Origin of the sequence: Liquorilactobacillus capillatus DSM 19910, from assembly GCF_001434915.1 — a bacterium.
GTDB classification, from domain to species: domain Bacteria; phylum Bacillota; class Bacilli; order Lactobacillales; family Lactobacillaceae; genus Liquorilactobacillus; species Liquorilactobacillus capillatus.
Window position 1 is genome coordinate 36,689 of record NZ_AZEF01000002.1, and the last position, 16,807, is coordinate 53,495.

Here is a 16,807-nt window from a genome sequence, read left to right on the forward strand (position 1 = left end):
AACAATAACCTTTAAAAAAGAGCTTACTATCGAATTGAGCTATCGATAGTAAGCTCTTTTTAAAGGTGAAGAAACCGAAGATAGTTAAAAAGATGGCTATTGCTAAACTAGCACATGAATAAAATATTTGGTACATTAAGGGGGGAAGAGTCTGCAATGATCTCTAGAAAGAGCAGTAGAAATTAAAATGGAGGATAAGTTAATGCGAAATAAATGGTGGGTACTAGGATTTATAGCAGCATTATGCGGAGTATTTTTCTTTTTGACTACCCCTGTACACGCAGATAACGAATATGATATTACACGCTATCATGTTGATGTTAACGTTTTAAAAAATGGTGACGCAGAACTAACACAAAGAATTACATATAAATTTGATGGAGATTTTCATGGGGTTTATTATAATCAAGATTTACGTGGAATAAAGGGAGCCTCTAACGTTAATGTTTCAGTCTTGCAAAATGGAGTCACATCAAACATGCAGCAAGCTGAGACGGAGGCTAATAATACTTATACATTGCAACAGACAAATGATAATTTGAGGCTTAAACTTTTTCATGCTATTTCAGATGATTCTGCAACTTTTACGTATCGTTACTTATTGCATGGGGTAATAACTAACTATAATGATACGGCTGAATTAAACTGGAAGATAATCGGTGAGAAGTGGGATGTTCCTCTGAAAAATGTCTTGATAAAGATTCAACTGCCGCAAAATAATATTAAGGAGCTTCAAGGCTGGACACATGGAACATTGGATGGCCAAACGACTGTTAAAAAACAGGCGGGACAGGTTTTGATCAGAGCAAAAGAGAATCCAGAAAACCAGTTTATTGAGAGCCACTTGCTATTTCCAATAAGCGTGACCCCTGATAATCCTAATAAAGTAGATAAGAATGTTAAACAGAAGCTGCAGCAGCAAGAAGCAGAATTGGCTCGTAAAGCAAATGAAGAACGTAAGCGCAGTCGGCAAAGAACGACTGTTATTAAATATACTGTCCTTGCAGTGAGCCTATTGAGTACTGTTGGTTGGTGGCTCTGGCGGTGGCGGAACCCAGGAAACCCCCAGGATTCATTACCCCCATTAGTTCATTCTTACGAAATACCGTTACATTCAGCGGAAATTACACAGATAATTATTGAGAATAAGGATCCTGATTCAAAAGCATTCAGTGCTTATTTACTTGAATTAGCAGCTGCTAAGAAGATTACGATCGAGAAGACTGGATCTAAGAAAAATGATTATACGGTGAGTCTGCTTAACGAATCACTATTGGATAAGGATAGTTTGTTAAAATTGCTCTTTACACAAGTTGGGGACGGCAACAGCTTTTCATTAAAGCAACTAGATAAGTTTGGTAAAAAGCCTAAACATAGTTCACAGCTGTACGCTGTATTTTCATCTTGGCAGAAACGAGTCTTTAGAGAGGCCCGTGACTTAGGATACTATGACCAAGTAAATGCTGGTTTGCGAATTGCGGCATTATGGGCCACGATTATTAGTAGTTTTTTATTAGTTATTACAATAGCTGTCTTCTGGGATAAGTGGTGGAGTTGGCTACTAATTGGTGCGATTATAATGAATATTATCCTATGTTATTCCTATCGTAAACGAAGACCGAAATATTCGACAAGCGGATGGCAGTTATTCTATCAAATCTCCTGTTTTAAGAAAATGTTACAAGATATTGGGCGTTTTGATATGAAGAAGGTTGGTGATCTTATTTTGTGGGAGCAGATTTTGCCATATGCAGTAGCTTTTGGACTAGCTAAAAAGGTTATCAAAGAATTGCGGACTAACTTTTCAGCAGAAGAGCTTGAAACTAATTTTGGTGTCTACTACCCGATCGTTATCCTAGGGGCAACTAATTTTGGAACAGCTTTTAACAATAGTTTTTCAAGTGCAATTACAAGTAGTTCATCTTCAATAAGCGGGGGCTCTGGCGGCTTTAGCGGCGGATCCTCTGGCGGTTTTGGTGGTGGTTCCGGTGGTGGAGCTTTCTAGTGGCCTAGATTGAATAATTGTAAGTTACAAGAAACAAAAATTATGTAAAATAAGTGAAGGATTAGATCAGAAATAACTTTTGATCTAGTCTTTTTCTAGTCCTGTTATAAATTATATTTAATAGCGAAGATAAGAAAATGCCTAACGAGGCTGTAGGCTTAATAAACGCGGGGGGAAGTTTATTATGTTAAAATGAAAGCGAAGTATTAAATACTTGTTGATGGAGGTTCTGTATGCCAGAGAAAAATCCGATTGTAACTTTTAAAGATATTGAAAAAGTTTATCGCGGTGGAAATGTTGCGATAGAACACGTAAATCTAACGATCAATCAAGGTGACTTTGTCTGTTTTATTGGTAGATCCGGTTCAGGGAAAACAACTGCTATGCGAATGATTAATCGTATGCTTGAACCAAGTGGTGGAGTTATTTTATACAATGGAGAAGACATACATAAGACAGATGCAGTCAAATTAAGGCGGCAAATTGGTTATGTTATCCAAAACATTGGTTTGATGCCGCACATGACGATCTATGAAAATATCACGCTTGTACCTAAATTGTTGAAATGGCCAGAAGAAAAAAGACGCAAGAAGGCAGAAGAACTTATTAAACTAGTTGAACTTCCAGAAGATTTTTTGGAACGTTACCCATCTGAATTATCTGGAGGGCAGCAGCAACGTGTAGGGGTTATTCGGGCCTTGGCAGCTGACCAAGATCTGATCTTGATGGATGAACCGTTTGGGGCATTAGACCCGATTACACGTGAGAGCCTACAGGAACTTGTTAAGCACTTGCAGGAAAAGTTGGGTAAAACAGTTGTTTTTGTTACTCACGATATGGATGAAGCCTTAAAGCTAGCAACTCAAATAGTTGTGATGGATTCAGGTCATGTTATCCAAAATGCGACACCTAGCGAGATCTTACAGCATCCAGCCAATAGTTTTGTGGAGGAGCTTATTGGTGAAGACCGATTGATGCAAGCACGGGCAGATGTTACAACTGTTAGTGAAATTATGCTTAAAAATCCGGTTTCGATTACGCCGGGTCGCTCGTTAGTTGAAGCTATTCGTTTGATGCGGAAACGAAGAGTGGATACTCTACTGGTAACAGATGATGATAATTACCTAAAGGGTTATATCGATATTGAGACATTAGACAAAAGTTATCGTCATGCAACTAGTGTCTCAGATATTTTAAATACCAAGATTTTTTATGTGGTCGATGATACCTTGTTGCGAGACACTGTAGATCGTATATTAAAGCGTGGTTTAAAGTATGTACCAGTTGTTGATCATGCAGGAAAGTTGCGCGGAATTGTGACTCGTGCTGCGATAGTAGATATGGTGTATGACACAATCTGGGGTGATTCTGATGCTGAAGAAGGAGCACCCGGGCTTGAAAATACTGAAAATAAAGACAATCCGACAAAAAGTGATTCAGCCTCAAGTTCAAAGGAGGTGTAGCCGATGATTGATTTCTTAAATCAGCATGGCAGTGAATTAGTAACTAAAACATGGGAACAACTTTATATTTCGGGTATAGCTCTAGCACTAGGGATTACAATCGCAGTTCCGCTAGGTGTTATACTGACTCGCTTTGGGAAAACTGCTAAAGTTGTGATTGGGATTGCAAGCATGCTGCAGACCGTACCGTCACTAGCATTATTAGCATTAATGATCCCCATTTTCGGGATCGGAAAAATTCCAGCGATTATCGCACTTTTTATTTATTCACTTTTACCAATTTTACGGAATACTTATATTGGAATGGAGGATGTCGATCCAATTCTCAAGGACAGTGCTAAGGGAATGGGGATGACACCTCTACAGTCAGTTTTAAAAGTAGAGATTCCAATGGCGATTCCTGTTATTATGGCAGGGATTAGGTTATCAGCTGTCTACGTTATTGCATGGGCAACGTTAGCCTCTTATATTGGAGCTGGTGGACTAGGCGACCTGATTTTTAATGGTTTAAACTTATTTCAGCCAGATCTGATTATTGGTGGGACGATTCCTGTAACACTTTTAGCTCTCCTTGCAGATTATTTATTGGGCCGATTAGAAAAATGGCTGACACCTGTTAGCCTAAGATCGTAAGGAGGAAGGATGAATGCTTAAACTAACTAAAAAAGTTTTAGTAAGATTAGTGTTGTTTTTAGGCGGTACTCTGTTCCTTTTGACGGGCTGTTCGTTCCCTGGTGTTAGTGGATCTGGAGAAGATGCAATTAGAATAGCATCACAAAGTTCAACGGAATCACAAATTATGGCTAATATTTTGGCTGAGTTGATCAACCACGAGTTAGGATACAAAACAGCTTTGATTAGCAATCTGGGTTCAGCTACTGTGGCACATCAAGCAATGATTCGTGGTGATGCAGATATCTCCGCGACGCGTTATACAGGAACTGATATAACAGGGACCTTGCAACTGCCGGTAGTTAAGGATCCACAAAAAGCGACACAGATTGTAAAAAGGGAATTTAAAAAGAGATACAACCAAACTTGGTTTCCAACTTATGGATTTGCAGACACATACGCTTTTATGGTGACCCAAGAAACGGCTAAGGAAAAGAATATTAAAACAATTTCAGATTTAGGAAAGTATGCAGCTGAGATGAATGCAGGGGTCGATAGTTCATGGATGAACCGTCCGGGTGATGGGTACAAAGACTTCTCTGAAACTTATGGGTTTAACTTTCAAAGAGTTTATCCAATGCAGATAGGTTTGGTTTATGATGCAGTTGAGGCGGGAAAGATGCAGGCTGTATTGGGGTATTCCACTGATGGACGAATTAAAAGTTATAAATTAAAACTATTAAAAGATGATAAGCGTTTCTTCCCACCGTATGATTGTTCACTGGTGGTTAATGATAGTTTATTGAAAAAGTACCCAAAACTAGCACCACTTTTACACCGCTTAGATGGGAAGATCGATTTAAAAACAATGCAGTCATTAAACTATCAGGTCGATAATGATTTACTCGAACCTGCAGTTGTGGCGCAACAATTCTTGGCGAAACATCAGTACTTTAAAGGAAGTGACAAGAATGACTAATTTGAGCACGTGGGAACAGTTTTGGTATTATCTAGCTAATAATGGCTCATACGTTTTAAGCCAATTTACCCGCCATTTTTTAATCTCGATCTATGGTGTTTTAATTGCTGCGATCGTTGGTATTCCAGTGGGGATCTTAATTGCCCGCAGACGTCGTCTGAGTGCAGTTGTGATCGGTGCTGCTAATGTCATTCAAACTGTACCTTCCTTAGCGATGTTGTCAATCGTTATGTTGGGATTAGGGTTAGGTGTGAATACTGTTATTTTTACTGTTTTCTTATATTCACTATTGCCAATTCTTAAGAATACGTATACTGGCATGACTAGTGTTGATAAGACGATCCTTGATTCTGGTAAAGGAATGGGAATGACCAGTTTCCAGATCCTTTATATGGTTGAGCTCCCACTAGCATTGTCTGTTATTATGGCAGGAATCAGGAATGCTTTAGTTGTGGCGATCGGTATTACCGCGATTGGGGCCTTTGTTGGAGCTGGCGGGTTAGGTGATATAATTGTTCGCGGAACCAACGCAACAGGCGGTGGTGCAATTATTTTAGCTGGAGCTCTGCCAACCGCACTAATGGCAATTGTTTCAGATTTAGTTTTAGGTTTTTTACAAAGAAGACTTGAACCTAAAAAAGCATGAGACTGATGGTATAACTTAAAAAGGACTAAAGCCAAAATATTTTTGACTTTAGTCCTTTTTAATTGCTAAGCAAGTTTATTGAGCCTGATGATCACTACTATTTTGCAAGATACCGTTCATCCCTAGAACGCCGCTTTCACCAACAAAATCATACTTTGCAATAAGATTACGTGCGTTAACTTCTTCTTCAATTTGTTCAGAAAGAAAATAGTTTAAAAAGTTCATAGTTTCGAAGTCTTTAGTTTCATTAGCTTGGCTGTAAATATCACGGATACATCCACTAATATATTGTTCATGGTGCAGTCCACCTTCAAGGACTTCTTTAACAGAACTGTATTTTTGCGATTTATGTTCAATTGGAGTTAACTTGACCTGTTGATCCATATCATGTAAATAGTTGATAAATCTCCATGCGTGGCTTATTTCTTCATTTGCCTGATCTTTATACCATTTTGAAAAACCGTCCAAAGACTTTTCTTCAAAGAAATTATAAAAATCCAAATAAACATAAGCTGATTGGAACTCTTTGTTAACTTGTTCATTTAACAATGTATATATCTTTTCTTCCATAATTATCCACCTTTCTGCTGTCATTTTAGCATTATTGGCATTTAAATTAAAGCAGAGCTTAAGTGGAGAAAAAGAGAATATATATTTAATTGCTTATTGATGAGCATTCTACAATGTAAAAGGAGAAACTGCGCGATATACTTTAGATAAATAAAGAAAGAGGTGTAATGATGGTAGAGAAAAAAGTACTGTATGAAACAGAAGCAATAAATAAAGATGGTCTTAATGGTCATGCATTTATTAAAGATGGTTTAAAGATTGCAATCAGTAATCCACGCGGCCAAGCAGAAGGAACAAATCCAGAACAACTTTTGGGGCTCTCTTTGAGTACATGCATGAATGCCACTTTGCAAGCAATAGAGCGTGAACAAGGTCTTGAACATACTTCAGAAGTAAGAGTTAAGGTTTTAATGGTTAAGGGAAGCAAAGGCTTAGAGTTTTTAGTTAAAGCCCGGATTAGAATACCCAGTGTTGAGTTAGAAACAGCCAAAAGATTTGTAAAATTAGCGGAGCAAAATTGTCCTGTATCAAAGTTATTGAGTAGTAATGATAATTATACGATCGAGGTAGTAGAAGAATTCTAATTAGGTATAACAGCTGCACGAATTTTTGAGTTAGTAGAGTACTTAATTAAAACGATTTAATCAGTGAAAAGAGATAAAGTTAAAAAATAATTCTAAAAAAAAGCTGTTTTGATTTGCAAAACAAAAAAGTTAGGTGTACCTTAAAAGAGGAGATGATTTTCAGGATAGGGAGGCTACCAATGTTGATTTCAAATGAACAGGTAATATACTTAGTGGTTTTAATGGTGTTGGTTTCTATTTCTTTAGGTGGACTGATTGAATGTGTGACATTCCGTAAAGAAATTAAGGAGAAAAATATATTTCATAGATCCTTTAATAGTATCAGACATCATTTTTTCTAAGTTGCAGTGAAGCAAATAGCTAATATTGAAGAACTTAATAACTTGTATATTGTCACGAAGCTATTTTTTGAGATCAGCAGGGCTGTTTTTGTAACTAAAGAAGACAGCTTGTGGAAGAGCGTACTTATATGGAACAAGCAAAAGACTAGGTTAAAAGTAAATTTTAATGTAGTCTTTTTTGTTGTTTTATAAATTATTCTAAATAATAGTTATGCATTTATTGAAATATAATACTATATGTTATATAATATTACTGTAAATAACTATGATAGAAACACATATCATACTTTATGGGAGGGATACTATGAAAATTCAAGTGACAGCGGATTTGCTAGATGGATTGGTATTGGCACTGCTAGCCCAGAAGGATTATTACGGTTACGCTTTAACGCAAGATATGCAAAAAGCAATTAGTATTTCTGAGTCGACAATGTATCCAGTGTTGAGAAGAATGCGTAACAATGGATATTTAACGACATATGACCAATCTTACCAAGGAAGAAATCGACGGTACTATAAAATTACGGCTACTGGTCAAGTACATCTTAAAAGAGTACTGACAATGTGGAACAACTATAAAGACAGCTTGGACAAAGTTTTCTCAGGTGCAGCGGAGGAGGACAGATAATGGAAGAGGATAAGAAAGTTTATTTTGTCGAACTTGAACGTTATTTAAGCCCGCTGACTGCTGAGGAGACGAATGATGTAATTGATTTTTACAGTGAATATGTTGAAGATGCAGGTTTACAGACAAAAACAGAACTTGAGAACAAGTTGGGGACGGCTAAGCAGTTAAGTCGTAAAATTCTAGCAGACCATTCAATTAAAATCGATGAAGATCAAAGGCATCATAATATCAAAAGGTCCCCGCGTTCGAATTCAAAGATGATCTGGATTATAATTCTGGCAATAATTTCCGCCCCAATGACACTGGGGATTGGCGGCATACTCTTGATCTTGCTCATGAGTATGATCTTGACCGCCATAATTATTGTGGTGGCTATGTTACTAACACTGGTCATTCTAACAGCAGTCTGTCTCTATACAGGATTATTGATGCTATTCACAGAGTTTACAGTTGGTATTTTTTACCTCGGATGTGGGATTGCCGCGTTAGGCGGGTTAATGATTGCCATGCCACTGCTTTATTGGGTTTGTAGCGCTATCTTACAGGTAGTAGCAAACTTTGCAAGGTATTTGTACCAGCGTTTCTCTAGGAAGCGCCAGGGGAGGTCTGAAGCTTGATGACAAAGATGCTTAAATGGGGCTGGCTGGTACTTGTGATTGGACTTGTATTATTGGGAATTGGAATACGAATGAATGGAGCCCAAAATATCACCTTTGATAACTGGCAGCCAAAGATAAGTCGGAGTAAGCTGATAACTAAAAAATATACTGACATCAGCAGCTTTAATACCATTGATGTTAGAACTTCTGAAACAGGAGTCAAACTTGTAAAAGGCGATAAGTATGCAGTTGAGTATACAGGCCGGGATAGATATAAACCAAGTGTAAGTACAGAGCATCAGAGACTGATTATCAAACAGTCTGAAGGTAAATTTAATGCAGTTAATCTCGGTTTCAACTATAATGGTGATAGTGAAGATACAGATCAAATAACGATTACTGTCCCACAAGATATTTCTTTAAAAACTGTTAAGGTACGTTCGGATTCTGGAATGATCGCTTTAGATAACCAAAAAGCAGCTACACTAAAATTAACAGTGGCTGACGGTGATATCAAATTAGCTAATGTTACCGCATCTAATGTACAGCTTGCTTCTCAAGATGGAGAGATAACGGCTAATCAAACTAACTTGAGTTCAGGTACGATATCGCAAAATGATGGTGATCTAACAATGAAAAAGGGTGAAATCAAACAGCTAAAAATCCAAAATCAAGATGGGGATGTTAATTACGCTGAGATGCGGTTGAATGACGGTAGTTTAAAAATGCAGGATGGTGATTTTGAGGCAGAACAGATCAGTGTTATAGGGACATACAGTGTTAATAACAATGATGGTGATAATACTGTTAGAGATGCGCAAGTGGGTGGTTATCACCTAATAACATCAGATGGAACAAATTATTTATATGATCGTAATTCAAATAATGATTTGGTTTGGAATAGTAAAACAACAGATATTTTGAAGTTAATAACCACTGATGGTGATAATAAAGTTAAATAGAAAAGGATGGTTTGCTATGAAGAAAAAGTTAACTAAGTCGAGTGATAAAGTTGTAGCTGGTGTCTTTGGTGGTGTGGCAGAATACTTTAACTTGGACAAGTCATGGACACGTATTATAGGCGCGATATTAATTATCTTCCCGGGAAACCTTATCTTAGGATTGCTGATCTATGCTATTGCGGCAGCAATTATGCCTGAAAAAGGCGATACAGGACATAAAGATGATATTATCGAGGGTGAATTTAGGGAATAGAAATGAAAAGTTAGTTCGAGTAAAGAGTTTAAATCAAAATCTGAAGGTGCCCCATAATTGTTAGACATAGAAACTAACAATTATGGGGCACCTTCAGATTGGAATTATTTATTCGGGTGCGCTAAATCCATCTTGCAGGATGTTCATATAACTTTGGGCATGCATAATGATTTCCTCTAAATCACTGATGGCGGCATCTGGATGTTTTCTGATAAAGTCTTGTGCTTCTTGCTGAACGAGGTCAACAAGAGCAGTAATCGCTTTTCTGATCAGTGGAAGAGGGATATCTTTACGCAGCGGCATCTTCTGAAGTACAGGCGTAATTAAGGTTTCGAATGTTTTCTGTGTGTTTTGGGCATAAATTTGTTGGGTTTCTGCTCGCAGTTGAGCAGGTAGTGAGCTAGGTGCACCATATGCATGTAATAAAAGCTTGAATTCAGTAGGATAAGCTAGTTGCAGTTCGATCTTGTATTTAGTTGCTCGAATAATCATCTCAACAAGGTCATCCGCACCTGTCCATACAGAATAATCGGCAGCTTTATCAACGCGATCCATAGCGTAACGCAGAGTTGCCAAGTATAAATTAGCCTTATTTTGGTAATAACGAAAGAGTGTACCCTTGGAAACCTCAGCTGCCTGTGCAATTTTATCTGTTTTGGTGTCACGATAGCCTTCTTGAGCAAAGATAAGCAACGCATTTTTCATAATACGTTTTATTTTGAGCGGATCCTTAGGACTATCTTTTGAAATTGCCATTTTAACCATCCTTTAAACTAGTCTTTAAGTAATGATTATAATAGATACATATAGCTATAAGCAAACTAAGTTCCAGATAAGTCTCTGCGTGAATAGGCCAAGTAACTAACCATGATCAGCCCTAATGTTAAAAGTAACATTAAGAATCCATGGCTCCATTCAACTTTTGCGAGTGGAACACGATTGACCCAACCATAGGGCGTTAAGTTTTTAGCCCATTGCGGTAGTTTTAAAAGTTCTCCAAAGTATAAGGAGAAGATACCATAGATTGGAAGTAGCCAAGCGATATTTTGCAGATGTGGGATGAATGCTGTAAGAAAAAGACTGATCCCAGTGACAACATAAAGTGCTGGAAGATAGCCCACGAAGGCCCGTAAAAAACGTACCAAAGGAACAGGGTCAGGCGCACCCATACCAGCAATTCCCATCCCAAGTAAAGCAAATAAAAGACACAAGGTTTCGCAAAGTAAAGCGGCTGCTGTATAACTACTGAGAATATTTAAGCGAGAAATTCCTTTAGCATGAATCTGTTCCAGCCAGCCTTTTTTCTCGTCATTATTGATTTTTAAAATAATTATTATTGCAGGAATAGTTGCAATGATAGCAAAAATTACAGATAAAGTAGCGGCAAAATTTAAGATTAGAGCTTGATTACTATCCCTAAGTGCATCAGAGCTCATTAAATCCGCGATAATAGGGTTGGTTTTTATCAAGTCACCAATATTACTGAAAATAGAACCATAGCTGATGCCTAAGATAAACATTCCACATACCCAGACAATAATGCTGGTGCGTTCTAGGCGTAAAATAAGGCTGAGTGGATTAGCCAGGAAAAATGAGGCACGCCGCCGGCCAGCTCTTGCTGGTAGTAGGCCAGCACCAATATCACGTTGTAGGCTGAGAAAAACTGTAATTGTAAGAAAGAAAAGTGTTAAGAGTCCCATGTAAAGTAAGGGCAACCAGTTATTTGCGGTGTAAATAGCTAGCTTTTCAATCAATCCAAAGACTGTAAACCAGGTGTAATTCTTGTTTTGAACATCTGTCAACATACGAGCAATATAGGCAGCACCCAATACGAGATAGCTTAAAGTAGTCGCTCCACGGGCATTGCTGGCCAGTTGTGCTAGTAGTAGTGAAAGAATACCGAACATAAAGCCAAAGCCAGCAAAGCCTAACCCTAAGAGCCAGTTACCATTAGTGTCAGTTCCAGTCATCCCTGAAAAGGATAAAGAGATAGCGATGAGAATCCCATTTAGTAAATTAATCAAAAAAAGTTCAATTACAACAGCTGTTAGTGGGCTTAGTTTCCCAACAGCATGTGCTCTGATTACTTCGGTAACGCCATTATCCTCATCTGCACGAGTGTTCTTGACCGCAAAATAAATATTCATTATGACAAAGAACAAGCCCATAAAGACCATCATTTCACTTACAAAAATAAGTGCCGGTGTATATGGTGGTTTAGCAAGAAAAGGCCCAAACAAAGCAATCATCGCGGGTGTTTTAAGGGTTGCTGCAATTGAAGCCAAGGTGGATTGTGTACCATAGATACCATCAAAAGAAACTGCTGTTCCGGCGATTAACCCGACAATAGCAACTAACCAACCGGCTATCCATAATCGATCACGTCGCAGGTAAATTCGTGTGAGGTAACCTAATTGATTGAAAAGATTATCACTCATGTTCTCCTCCTCCTTCATGATGATTGTAATAGCGCAAGAAGAGATCCTCTAAAGTTGGCGGGGTACTTTGTAGACTGATAATTTTATGCTTAACTAGTTGCTCCATTAGTTGATTTATATTCTCAGAATCAACGGTAAAACTAACTTTATTAGTTTTATCAGCTGTTAAAATAGGAGTGAAATTATGCACACTAGGCAGATGTTGAATATTAGTTAAGGGTTCTTGAATCTCCACTGTGATAGCTGTACGAGTCAAGTGCCGCATATCTTCTAATGTTCCTGTTTCAATAATTTGACCGTCACGAATAATTCCGATACGGTCACACATCTTTTCAACTTCAGAAAGAATATGGCTAGATAGCAAAACACTTTTGCCTTGTTCTTTTAAAGCCAAGACATTTTTTTGAAAAATTTCTTCCATCAGTGGATCTAGTCCACTTGTTGGCTCATCAAAAATATAAAAAGAAGCAGTTGTTGAAAAAGCAGCGATGAGAGCAACCTTTTGACGATTACCTTTAGAATAAGTGCGTGCTTTTTTCGTCGGATCAAGATGAAACTGCTTAATTAATTCATCCGTTTTAGTTGAATGTTTCTGTTGGTTCAGTTTTAAGAAGAGATCAATAATTTCGCCACCTGTTAGGTTAGGCCAAAGATAAATATCACCGGGTACATAAGCAATTCTACGGTGGATACTAACTGCATTTTGCCATACGTCCTGTCCAAAAATAGTAGCACTACCGCCATTGGCACGTAAAATACCTAGAAGAATACGGATAGTGGTTGACTTTCCTGAACCGTTAGGACCAATAAAGCCAAAGACCTCACCTCGTTGAATGCTAAAAGTAATATTTTTTAAAACGGCTAATTTACCAAACTTTTTTTGCAGGTTATTAATTTTAAGAACTGTTTCAGACATTAGAATGAAGCTCCTTTCTTGGGTTAAATATAGCGCGGTTAATTGATAGTGTAAGTATAATACTTAATGACCAGCTGGTCAATGACTTGTGAGTCATTATTAAGATATAAAAAAGAAAAAGCTGAAGCAAAAATAATTTCTACTTCAGCTTTGATGACTATCGTTAATTTTAATCTTTAAATTTGTGCGTGTAGATCAACCCTCTTAAAAATACTAAAATTAATTTTTAGAAATAGCTTTGATAATGAGCTTACGAATGAAGTGGCTGACCTCATCATCCCAAACTGTAAGTGCATAAGCAGTAGGCCACATTTTACCACTATCCAAAGCAGCAACACCATTAAAGCCAAGTGTGTTGTAGCGTTCTTTAAATTTAGATGCGGCTTGGAAAAAAAGAACGACCTGACCCGTATTATCAGCGTAAGCAGGCATGCCATACCATGTTTTAGGTTGTAAGGTAGGAGCGACTTCGTGGACTAGTTTATGCAAGTTAGAAGCAATAAAAGCTTCATCTGACGGTAGCTCAGCAATTTTTTCTAATAAATCAGCAGCCGGATTTCTCTTTTTATTACTTTCGGCGCGTAATTCTTGGGCACGTTCTTTCATAGCGGCACGTTCAAATTCAGAAAAGCTTTTTTGTGTCATTATTTCACTCCGTTCTTTGTCGTTAAGTTAATACAGGCGGATATCGTAAGCCAAAAATTAAATATTAACTGGAAATAAGATTATTCATCAGGTAAGCCTTGGCTGCGTTCTTGCAAGGCGATGGATTGCTGGACTCGCCTAATGGCTTTCCAGAAGCGATAAAGCAATGTTATACTACCGCCTAACCAAGCAAGCGGAGCTGAAAGAGCGATCCCAACGAACCCCCAAATGCTGACTAGAAAGATGGCTGCAAGAGCACGCATTAGTAACTCAATTACTCCAGCTAACATAGGGAGAAAGTTATAATTTAACCCCTGCAGGGTAAATCGTAAAATAAAGAGTCCTGAAAGCAACAGATACCAAGGTGTGACTAGTCTAAAGTAAGTCTGTGTCAATGATAATAACATTTCTTTAGGGTTAGAGATAAAAAGATAAGTTAATTGACGGCTGCTCAACAAGATCATTAAAGTAATAACGATACTCATTAGTACGGAAAGAACAAAGGTCTGTTTAATTCCCGCTAAGACACGCTGATATTTTTGACCACCTGCATTTTGAGCAACATAAGTGCCAAGAGCAGTACCTAACGCGGACATCGGCAGCATTGAAACCTGATCAATTTTTGAAGCAACTGAGAAAGCTGCGATAGCATCTGTGCCTAATTGGTTTAGTGAACGTTGGACTAAGATGGCTCCGATTGCAATGATGGAAAATTGGAGTCCCATGGGAATTCCAGAAGCAAGTTGGATGTTAATTTCCTTAAACTTAATGTTTAGGGGTTTATGCCAGTAAAGTAGAGGAACATTACGATAAATGTACCAAAAACAAAGGGCAACTGAAATAAATTGAGCTGCGACAGTTGCCAAAGCAGAACCGGCGATTCCCCAGTGAAAGACTAGGATAAAGATAAAGTTAAAAATAATATTGGCGATGCTTGAAATTCCAAGAAAAAGCAATGGAGTGCGACTATTACCAATTGACCGCAGCATATTCGATAAGAAATTAAACGCCATTGAAATTGGAATCCCAGCAAAAATAATCTGGATATAAGTTTGCGCGGCTGTAAGAATAGTTGTTGGAGTACCTAATAGAACTAGAATTTCACCAGCTAATAAAACACCGACTAACATCAGAATGAAAGCTACGAATAAGGCGATAACAGCACTGAGACTAAAACGTCGATTTACTTGCTGTGGATTGTGCGCACCAAAAGAATTAGCTAACAACAAACCCATCCCTGCTGTCATGCCTTGTGCAAATCCGAGAATAAAACCGACTAAGCTGGCAGTACTCCCAATTGCGGCCACAGCATTTGCTCCCATCAGTTGTCCAACGATCATGATGTCAGAAAAATTGTAGAGCTGCTGTAATAAGCCGCTTAGTAGAATTGGCCAGCCAAAATTTAGAATAACTTTCCAAGGCTTGCCGCTAGTTAAAATTGCTATCTCCTCCTATAAAAGATGTAATAAGTAGCTAAGGTAAAGATCTTATTTAATTGCACCTTCAGTCACACTAGTCATAACTTGTTTTTGTAGTAAAAGGAATAAAACGATAATTGGGATCATGGATAAAACCAAACCGGCTAATGCGAGTTGCCATTCACTGTTAGTTTCGCCGAAAAAGGAATACATTTTAAGTGGAATTGTGTACATTCCGTCTTTATTAACGACAAGGGATGGCAGGAGGTAATCATTCCAGATCTTCATTGCATTAAGAATGATTACCGTGCCTGTCATTGGACTAACTGCTGGGAAGATGACGAATACAAATGTCTTTAAAGGGTAGGCTCCATCTAGGGCAGCGGCTTCATCCAAACTTTTTGAAACACCCTGAAAGGCTCCATAATAAAGAATAATGGATAAACTAACAGACAAGCCAGTATTCATAATAATTAGACTAGTCCTATTTAAAAAATCAACTTTTCCAAAAAGCGATAAAAGCGGGATCATAATAGATTGAAAAGGGATAAGCATTGTTCCAGCGCAGATGTAGTAGATGATAGAACTGAATGGTCCTTTCACACGTGAGATAGCATACGCCGCAGCAGCAGAGACCACTGTAATTAGCGCTACGCTTCCTAATGTGATGATAAGAGAATTAAAGAAGCTATGAGCAAAGTCTAAAGCTTGAAAAGCTGTTTTGAAGTTATTTAATGAAAAATCCTTGGTAAACCAAAGTGGATTTTGGAAAACACCGCGTTTACCTTTCATTGAATTAATAACGACGATGACAAAGGGGTATACCCAAAATAAACCAATGATGCTGAAAATAGTTAAACTAATGAATTTACGACTTCTTTTCTGCAGCATATTATCGCTCCCCCCGTCTTGAAAGTGCTAATTGTAAGAATGAGACTAAAGTTACACAGAAAAAGAGAATAATTCCAGCAGCCTGGGCATAACCCTGTTGAAAGTTAACAAAAGCTGTATTGTAAATATACATAGAGATCATCTCAGTGGAACGATATGGTCCCCCGTTAGTTAAAGCAAGGTTTTGCTCATAAAGTTTGAATGAATTAGCCAAGGTCAAGAATAAACTAATGGTGAAGGCAGGAGCAAGTTGTGGGAGTTTGATGAACATTAGGATCTGCCATCGTTCGGCCCCATCAAGTCGGGCTGCTTGAATTGTATTTTGCGGGATTGAATTTAAAAAGGAAACGTAAATCAACATAATATAACCACTCATTTGCCAGACGAATAAGATAACGATCCCCCAGAAACCTGTAGCGGGGTCACTGAGCCAACCGTTAAAAAAATCTAAATTCAAACTGCCGCCAAGAGCTTTGAAGGCTGAGGTAAAAATAAATTGCCAGATAAAACCTAGTAAAATACCTCCAATCAGGTTAGGCATAAAGAAGATTGTCCGCAGTGCCTTGTTAAAACGATTGTCTGAACTAGTAACGATCAAAGCAAAAGCTAGACCAATCAGGTTTATTAAGAGGACTGAGACGACTGAGAATTTAACGGTCAACCATAAGCTTTGCAGGAAGATCGTATCACGAAAGAGGATTTGATAGTTTTTGAGACCAATGAAAGAAGAATTTAAGCCATTTGAATCAGTAAATGAATAATAAATACCAATTAAAAACGGCAGAGCAATGATTAAAATGATAAAAAGTAAAGCCGGTAGGACAAAGGCCCAGTACTGATGTTTTTTTATAAGCATT

18 protein-coding genes are annotated in these 16,807 nt (G+C 37.9%); 10 read left to right on the forward strand and 8 right to left on the reverse strand.

Going from position 1 to position 16,807, the window contains the following annotated elements; all coding sequences use genetic code 11:
* Nucleotides 1–202 precede the first annotated feature (202 nt).
* The 5 genes from FC81_RS00155 (at nt 203) to FC81_RS00175 (ending at nt 5,705) form a co-directional block, all read left to right on the forward strand.
* On the forward strand, nt 203–2,005 hold the full coding sequence (locus FC81_RS00155; RefSeq protein WP_057741705.1) for a DUF2207 domain-containing protein: 1,803 nt from the start codon (nt 203–205) through the stop codon (nt 2,003–2,005).
* Nucleotides 2,006–2,238: 233 nt separating this feature from the next.
* The gene (locus FC81_RS00160) at nt 2,239–3,468 is read left to right on the forward strand and encodes a betaine/proline/choline family ABC transporter ATP-binding protein (protein WP_057741707.1); all 1,230 of its coding nucleotides are present in this window, start codon (nt 2,239–2,241) and stop codon (nt 3,466–3,468) included.
* 3 nt (nt 3,469–3,471) lie between these two features.
* Entirely contained in the window at nt 3,472–4,101 is a 630-nt protein-coding gene (locus FC81_RS00165) for an ABC transporter permease (protein ID WP_057741709.1), read from the forward strand.
* A 13-nt stretch (nt 4,102–4,114) separates the two neighbouring features.
* Complete coding sequence (locus tag FC81_RS00170; protein ID WP_057741712.1) at nt 4,115–5,059, forward strand: osmoprotectant ABC transporter substrate-binding protein; 945 nt, start codon at nt 4,115–4,117, stop codon at nt 5,057–5,059.
* On the forward strand, nt 5,052–5,705 hold the full coding sequence (locus FC81_RS00175) for an ABC transporter permease (protein ID WP_057741714.1): 654 nt from the start codon (nt 5,052–5,054) through the stop codon (nt 5,703–5,705). Before FC81_RS00170 ends, FC81_RS00175 begins: the two co-directional genes overlap by 8 nt.
* A gap of 75 nt (nt 5,706–5,780) precedes the next feature.
* Here FC81_RS00175 and FC81_RS00180 read toward each other — a convergent pair whose 3' ends face one another.
* Nucleotides 5,781–6,275: a ferritin gene (locus FC81_RS00180; RefSeq protein WP_057741716.1), complete on the reverse strand. Its 495-nt coding sequence runs from the start codon at nt 6,273–6,275 to the stop codon at nt 5,781–5,783.
* 170 nt (nt 6,276–6,445) lie between these two features.
* Between FC81_RS00180 and FC81_RS00185 the strand changes: the two genes are divergently transcribed.
* The 5 genes from FC81_RS00185 to FC81_RS00205 all read left to right on the forward strand — a co-directional run bounded on the left by FC81_RS00185 (nt 6,446) and on the right by FC81_RS00205 (nt 9,642).
* A complete protein-coding gene (locus FC81_RS00185; protein WP_057741718.1) occupies nt 6,446–6,859 on the forward strand; it encodes an OsmC family protein in 414 nt (137 codons plus the stop codon).
* A gap of 645 nt (nt 6,860–7,504) precedes the next feature.
* Nucleotides 7,505–7,828 carry a PadR family transcriptional regulator gene (locus tag FC81_RS00190; protein ID WP_057741721.1) on the forward strand — a complete coding sequence of 108 codons (324 nt, stop codon included), beginning with the start codon at nt 7,505–7,507 and terminating at the stop codon, nt 7,826–7,828.
* Entirely contained in the window at nt 7,828–8,445 is a 618-nt protein-coding gene (locus tag FC81_RS00195; RefSeq protein ID WP_057741723.1) for a DUF1700 domain-containing protein, read from the forward strand. The genes FC81_RS00190 and FC81_RS00195 overlap by 1 nt, the downstream gene beginning before the upstream one ends.
* Nucleotides 8,445–9,389, forward strand: coding sequence for a DUF4097 family beta strand repeat-containing protein (locus FC81_RS00200; RefSeq protein WP_057741726.1), 945 nt, complete (start codon nt 8,445–8,447; stop codon nt 9,387–9,389). Before FC81_RS00195 ends, FC81_RS00200 begins: the two co-directional genes overlap by 1 nt.
* Before the next feature lie 16 nt (nt 9,390–9,405).
* Nucleotides 9,406–9,642: a PspC domain-containing protein gene (locus tag FC81_RS00205; RefSeq protein WP_057741729.1), complete on the forward strand. Its 237-nt coding sequence runs from the start codon at nt 9,406–9,408 to the stop codon at nt 9,640–9,642.
* Nucleotides 9,643–9,750: 108 nt separating this feature from the next.
* On the opposite strand, the gene FC81_RS00210 is transcribed toward FC81_RS00205, so the two are convergent.
* From FC81_RS00210 to FC81_RS00240, 7 genes are all read right to left on the reverse strand, one after another.
* Nucleotides 9,751–10,398 (reverse strand): TetR/AcrR family transcriptional regulator, encoded by a 648-nt coding sequence (locus FC81_RS00210; RefSeq protein ID WP_057741732.1) that lies wholly within the window; start codon nt 10,396–10,398, stop codon nt 9,751–9,753.
* Between the two features lie 65 nt (nt 10,399–10,463).
* Nucleotides 10,464–12,080, reverse strand: coding sequence for an ABC transporter permease (locus FC81_RS00215; protein WP_057741735.1), 1,617 nt, complete (start codon nt 12,078–12,080; stop codon nt 10,464–10,466).
* Entirely contained in the window at nt 12,073–12,996 is a 924-nt protein-coding gene (locus FC81_RS00220; RefSeq protein WP_057741738.1) for an ABC transporter ATP-binding protein, read from the reverse strand. The genes FC81_RS00215 and FC81_RS00220 overlap by 8 nt, the downstream gene beginning before the upstream one ends.
* 219 nt (nt 12,997–13,215) lie before the next feature.
* Nucleotides 13,216–13,641, reverse strand: a complete 426-nt coding sequence (locus FC81_RS00225) for an iron chaperone (RefSeq protein WP_057741741.1) — start codon at nt 13,639–13,641, stop codon at nt 13,216–13,218.
* Between the two features lie 80 nt (nt 13,642–13,721).
* Entirely contained in the window at nt 13,722–15,086 is a 1,365-nt protein-coding gene (locus FC81_RS00230) for an MATE family efflux transporter (RefSeq protein ID WP_083478706.1), read from the reverse strand.
* A 42-nt stretch (nt 15,087–15,128) separates the two neighbouring features.
* The gene (locus FC81_RS00235; protein WP_201781893.1) at nt 15,129–15,947 is read right to left on the reverse strand and encodes a carbohydrate ABC transporter permease; all 819 of its coding nucleotides are present in this window, start codon (nt 15,945–15,947) and stop codon (nt 15,129–15,131) included.
* A 4-nt stretch (nt 15,948–15,951) separates the two neighbouring features.
* Nucleotides 15,952–16,806 (reverse strand): carbohydrate ABC transporter permease, encoded by an 855-nt coding sequence (locus FC81_RS00240; RefSeq protein ID WP_057741751.1) that lies wholly within the window; start codon nt 16,804–16,806, stop codon nt 15,952–15,954.
* Nucleotide 16,807 lies beyond the last annotated feature (1 nt).